The sequence below is a fragment of the Lutibacter sp. genome, assembly GCF_041562875.1.
Classification (GTDB): domain Bacteria; phylum Bacteroidota; class Bacteroidia; order Flavobacteriales; family Flavobacteriaceae; genus Lutibacter.
Window position 1 is genome coordinate 1 of sequence record NZ_JBFFOE010000134.1, and the last position, 5527, is coordinate 5527.

The window sequence follows — 5527 nt, forward strand, 5'->3', positions numbered from 1 at the left end:
AAGCCCAGTAAAATGGTTGAGATTTAGGTCTACTTTGGATTCATAACCCGGAGGTCTCCAGTTCAGTTTGGGTAATCTATCCGTTTCAATTTTCAATCTTTTTGAATTGTATTAAATTCGTCCCATCTATCAGCTTTATCACCTACCTGCTCTATGATATTTTAGCACAAGTTAATTGTTGTTTATTTGTCATTTTTCTGATAATTGAGTGATTAAAATAGGCTCGAATTTATTAATTGAATTATTAATGTTAAATTTGCAACACCAAAATATTTTATGATTAATCTTTAGTTTATGCCGTACCAAGATGTGTTTGTTCTTTTCTGGGAACAAGTAAAAGAAAGTTGCCAAGAAGGTCGCTTTGCTAAATTAACCATGGCAAAGACTATTGGAAAACCTAACTTGAAAAATATATTTGTCAGACCCATCTATTCTGATGATGACTTTAAGGTCTTAGTGAAATTGCGTTACCAATCTAAAGAAACCGAGGATGAGGAAAACGAGCTTACATTAGAAGATGCTTTTGTGTTTTTGAAATCATATCTTAGAACGTCTTTTTCATCTGTTCTTTTATTTACTACAATAAAGGATGTTACTTTCAAAATTAATAAAAAAGGTGCGGGCAGAATTACCGAGAATTCGCCTACATTTCATAACGTTACGCAAGCTAAGAATGATATAGAGTAGCTGTAGCATCAAGATTCGGTTACAATATTACCTACGTTTATTTATGTTAATTGTTCCTTTAATAATTATTTCCTTAAAATCTAATAACTCTACGTATTATTTTATAATTTTCTTGTTTCGCTTTCTATGCGTTTTAGTATCTCCATTTGTTTCGTTTGGCTATCAGATAGGACTTTAAGTTGTTCCTGTAAAAACAAGTCCAATTTTTGATTTAATGACCTTATTTCTAATTCTGCTTTTAGGTTTATCAGATAATCGTTTTCACTCCTTTTTCTATCTTTTTCTTCTTTTCTATTTTGACTCATCATAATAATTGGAGCTTGTAAAGCTGCAACGCTTGACAGTATTAGATTCATCAAAATAAAGGGGGTATTCTCCCTTTGGAACTGTGACATTAAATATAATCCATATGCCAAAATGATAAAAAAGAAATTATAAAAGTCCTACTTCTTCCAAATTGAACCACTTTATCAGAGATACTTTGCCCTTTTGTTAAAATTTCTTTGTGAGGATTTAGTAAGTTCTGAATAATTATATCTTCATCTGAAATTGTTTTTTAACAATTTCTTGAAGTTTCTTTATATGAGCATTTCAAGCGTCCAATAGGTTGGCAATGTCTTTATCCATTTCTGTTTATTTAATATTATGTATAGTCCTGAAATATGGCAACAGGTTAAAATTGATTTACGCTGTTAATTTAAATACCATATTCGGTGTTTTAAAGTTACTATTATTTAAGTTTTAGAAACATTCAATATAACTTAATTTAGCAATTTTGGTTATGCATTGTTGTGTTGCATTTTTTAATCAACTGCTGTATTATTCAGTTCTTTAATTCCTTTCATATTTATTACCATTGTGTTTGCCCATAAATCACCTAATCTTTGATTTTGTTCAGGGTTTTAAATAATCTATATTACAATTAATCCAAAAAAGAATATAAAATCAGGTCTAATAAATGTCTTTTTAACAATTGTATGATTGTAAATTCTTCTTGAATTCCATTATATAGAAATTGGCTTTAAATTAAGTAAGTAATTCCCTAATGTTGCTCCAAAAAATTGCTCAACTCAATTATCATAATTTTCCCAAATCCAATTGTAAATAACATTGAAAGTCCTTATAAAGTATAAGCTCCATCAATATTTGGTTCTTCAAAAGTTACTGCAAAAACAAATGTAAAAGTAAAGAGAATTAAATTTAATTTTTAAATCTTCTCATAGTTGAATATTTAATTATTTTCCTTTTCCTTTAAATCTCTAATATTAACAATCATTAAAATAATCAAAAGAATATTTGAAATAATTCCAAAAAATGGTCCTTGTTTAAAATTCTCAAAATCTAAATCAGTTATATTTAGAATTAATAAAATAATTCCGACGAAAAGTATAGCGTAAGCAAAATTTATTTTTTTCATATTTATTAAATTTTCTTAATGAATGGCAACGGATTTCTTTATTTAGGTTAAAAGTAAGCATAAATTTTATGATGTGTTGTATGTAGTTTATCATTACTTTTTATCACAGAATTTATTTAAATCATTCATTGTCATTGCCCCAGCAAAGCGTTTAATTTCTTCTCCATTTTCAATTAGTACAAATTGAGGCAAACCTCTTATTTGGTATTTTTCTATTATTTTTTTATTTAAATCTGCATTCACTTTAGCAACTCTAATATTTTTCGATCCAGACGCAAATTTCTCAATGATAGCACCCATCATCATACAAGGTCCACACCACTCAGCCCAAAAATCAATTAATATCATTTTTTCATTGCTCAATATTGAGTCAATATTCTTCTCATTCAGTTGAATTATATTTGAGACATCAATTCTCTTAAATATTTTTTTAAAAATATATCTAAAAGGAAACGTAAATGCCGCAATTATTGTTGAAATAAAAAAAAGAATAAAAGCGATAATATAATTTATAATCGTTTTTAGGTTTTTCTCTTTTTCAAAGTTTCTTTCAGAGTTGTTCTGGTATTTAATAATCTTTTCGAGCATTTTTTAGCATTGCCTACAATGGGTTAGTATTATGATTTGTACGACTAGAAAATCAGAGATTTTTCGGACGTAGCAAATTGTTTGTTAGTTTGTTATTTAATTTAAAAGTATACATAAATTTTATGAGATGTTAGCACAGTATTTTTTTTTAGTTCTTGAGCTTCTTCATAACTTTTGTATCAAATCAAAAGTAATCCTTCTGTACAATTCACTTTCTTTTCTTTCAATTGTTTTCCTACATATTCTACATATTCCTCATACGATTTATATTGTTCTGGAATCAACTTAATTGATTTTTCACCCTCATATATCAAATTTAATGATTTTGAAAACACTCTCTAAATAATTGTTAAAATCAGTCCACTTTTTGCTAACGATTTACAGTAGCTAAATATTTAGGTTAGGAAAAGTTGCGGTTTTGAAACCGTATTTTTCCAATGTTTAAAATTAGTATTTATATATTTTAGAACCATTCTATTTTATTGAACTAAGTATTTTTTTAGCCATTGTTAGCAGCTGGCATATTTATGAGTTTTGAATATTTTTCTATTCTTCAAATATTTTACTGTTTCGAGAATTAGTAAAATGGAACTTGCACCAATTAGCGATGAAACAAAGTGTTTATAACCTGGGAATTCGAAGCTGAAAATTTGTTGTAAAAATGGAATGGAAATAATAAGCAACAACATAATAATAGCTATTGAAAGAATAATCCACACAGCCCAATTTCTTTCTGTAATAACTTTAATAAAGTTTCTTGATTTGGAAAGATTTGTAAGAATTAGAAATATATTACCTATAATCAATGAAGAAAATGCAATTGCTCTTACCTCTTCGTTTGTATGTCCTTCATGAATGGAAAGAAAGTAAATTGTTATTGTCATTCCCAAAAGGAGTAACCCTTGTAATACACTTGCTAAAATTTTATTCCCTCCAAAAAATTTTTCTTGTGGATTTCTGGGATCTCTGTTCATTATATTTTTTTCCTCTTCTTCATGTTCAAAAGCTACGGAACAAACAGGGTCAATTATTAATTCCAATAGAACAATATGTAAAGGCATTAATAGTATTGGTAATGAAGAGAAAAAAGCAGGCAACAACGTTAATCCAATTATCGGAATATGGATGGCTATAATATAGGACATTGCTTTTTGAAGATTGTCAAATATTTTTCTTCCTAAACGTATTGCTAATACAATAGAAGCAAAGTTATCATCTAATAAAACCAGAGAAGACGCTTCTCTAGCTACATCAGTTCCCTTATTACCCATTGCTATTCCAATGTTTGCGGCTTTTAATGCTGGGGCATCATTAACACCATCGCCTGTCATAGCAACAATTTCGTTATTAGCTTGTAGAGCTCTTACTATTCGGAGTTTTTGTTCGGGAACAACGCGTGCAAAAATATTTATGTTAGAAATTCTATTTCTAAATTCATTATCATTTAATTTATTTAATTCGCTGCCAGTCATCAATTTACCATCAACCTTCATGCCTATTTGTTTTGCGATACTTTTGGCTGTGGTAGGAAAATCGCCTGTAATCATAATTACTTTTACACCTGCCTCATTGCATTCTTTGATAGCTTTTGGGACTTCTGGACGAATAGGGTCTTCCAAACCAATTAACCCTTGAAATTGGAACTCAAAATCAATTTGTAAATCTGGTAAAATAGCAGATTCTAATGTTGAATTTGCAACAGCAATTACTCTGTATCCTTTTTCTGCAAAAGACTCAACAATGTTTAAATATTTTTTTGTGTCTTGATTGTTTAATTTACATAATTTAAAAATGATTTCAGGCGCACCTTTGGTTGCTACTATTATTTTATTATTTGCATTATCCCTTAACACTCTGGTCATTGCCAAAAGTGATTTACTGAATGGGTATTCTTTAAGCAATAGTAAAGAAGTGTCTAAATGCTTATTTACTATTTGGTTTGCGTTTTTAAAAGCTTTTTCCATAGAATCTATAGAATTTACTTGTGAAGCCAAATGCGCAAAATTCAAAAGTTTAGAAATGTGGTTTTGATTGTCAAAAAATGTATTTTTAGAAAATGTTTCATTTCCATTATACACAATACCAACTTCCATTTTATTTTGTGTTATAGTTCCTGTTTTATCACTGCATAAAACTGTTGCAGAACCGAGTGTTTCAATAGCTGAAGGCTTTCTTGTTAATATATTTTTCTTTGATAGGCGCCAAGCACCTAAAGAGAGAAAGACAATAAGTACCACAGGAAACTCTTCAGGAAGTATAGCCATTGCGGTAGCAAGACCACTTAATAGTGAATGAATAAAATTGCCTCTTACAAAATAAAAAGCTACAACAACTACAACACTAATAATAGCTCCCAAAAAAAACAAATTTCGAATAAGGGATTTCATTTCTTTCTGCATACGGGTTTCTTGCTGTTCAATACTTAATAATGAACGTCCAATTTTTCCAAATTCCGTATGAATACCTGTCGAAAGTATTTTAACATATCCTTTACCCTGTATCACAAGTGTTCCACTATATACTAATCCAAGTGCATTAGTGGCATTTTTTTGAACAGATTTTAAGACAGGAACAGATTCACCCGTTAATATAGATTCATCTATAGAAAGATTTAATGTATCAACCAAAATTCCATCGGCAGGAATTCTGTCGCCTTCATTTAAAATAACAATATCATCTGGAACTACTTCTCGGCCAGCAATCCTTATTTCTTGTCCGTCTCGAATAACTAATGCTCTGGGAGAAGATAGATTTTTAAGTGCATTTAATGCTTTTTCAGTTTTTTGATATTGATAAAATGTAATGAAAATAATAATGAAAATCGTTGACAAAAGA

5 protein-coding genes are annotated in these 5527 nt (G+C 29.2%); 1 reads left to right on the forward strand and 4 read right to left on the reverse strand.

The annotated features are described in order from the left end of the window. The first annotated feature begins 294 nt into the window (after positions 1-294). Positions 295-687 (forward strand): hypothetical protein, encoded by a 393-nt coding sequence (locus tag ABY863_RS12520; RefSeq protein ID WP_372795348.1) that lies wholly within the window; start codon positions 295-297, stop codon positions 685-687. Positions 688-788: 101 nt separating this feature from the next. On the opposite strand, the gene ABY863_RS12525 is transcribed toward ABY863_RS12520, so the two are convergent. The 4 genes from ABY863_RS12525 to ABY863_RS12540 all read right to left on the reverse strand — a co-directional run. Next, the gene (locus ABY863_RS12525) at positions 789-1043 is read right to left on the reverse strand and encodes a DUF1003 domain-containing protein (protein ID WP_372795350.1); all 255 of its coding nucleotides are present in this window, start codon (positions 1041-1043) and stop codon (positions 789-791) included. A gap of 875 nt (positions 1044-1918) precedes the next feature. Further along, on the reverse strand, positions 1919-2104 hold the full coding sequence (locus ABY863_RS12530; RefSeq protein ID WP_372795352.1) for a hypothetical protein: 186 nt from the start codon (positions 2102-2104) through the stop codon (positions 1919-1921). A 93-nt stretch (positions 2105-2197) separates the two neighbouring features. Further along, positions 2198-2692, reverse strand: a complete 495-nt coding sequence (locus ABY863_RS12535) for a thioredoxin family protein (protein ID WP_372795354.1) — start codon at positions 2690-2692, stop codon at positions 2198-2200. 509 nt (positions 2693-3201) lie between these two features. Further along, positions 3202-5527 (reverse strand): cation-translocating P-type ATPase (locus ABY863_RS12540; protein WP_372795356.1); only part of this gene is annotated, 2326 nt, incomplete at its 5' end.

Bases quoted from the DNA above. Each gene is read 5' to 3' on its own strand.
- ABY863_RS12520 (WP_372795348.1), top strand. From the start codon at position 295: ATGCCGTACCAAGATGTGTTTGTTCTTTTCTGGGAACAAGTAAAAGAA.
- ABY863_RS12525 (WP_372795350.1), bottom strand. From the start codon at position 1,043: ATGAATCTAATACTGTCAAGCGTTGCAGCTTTACAAGCTCCAATTATT.
- ABY863_RS12530 (WP_372795352.1), bottom strand. From the start codon at position 2,104: ATGAAAAAAATAAATTTTGCTTACGCTATACTTTTCGTCGGAATTATT.
- ABY863_RS12535 (WP_372795354.1), bottom strand. From the start codon at position 2,692: ATGCTCGAAAAGATTATTAAATACCAGAACAACTCTGAAAGAAACTTT.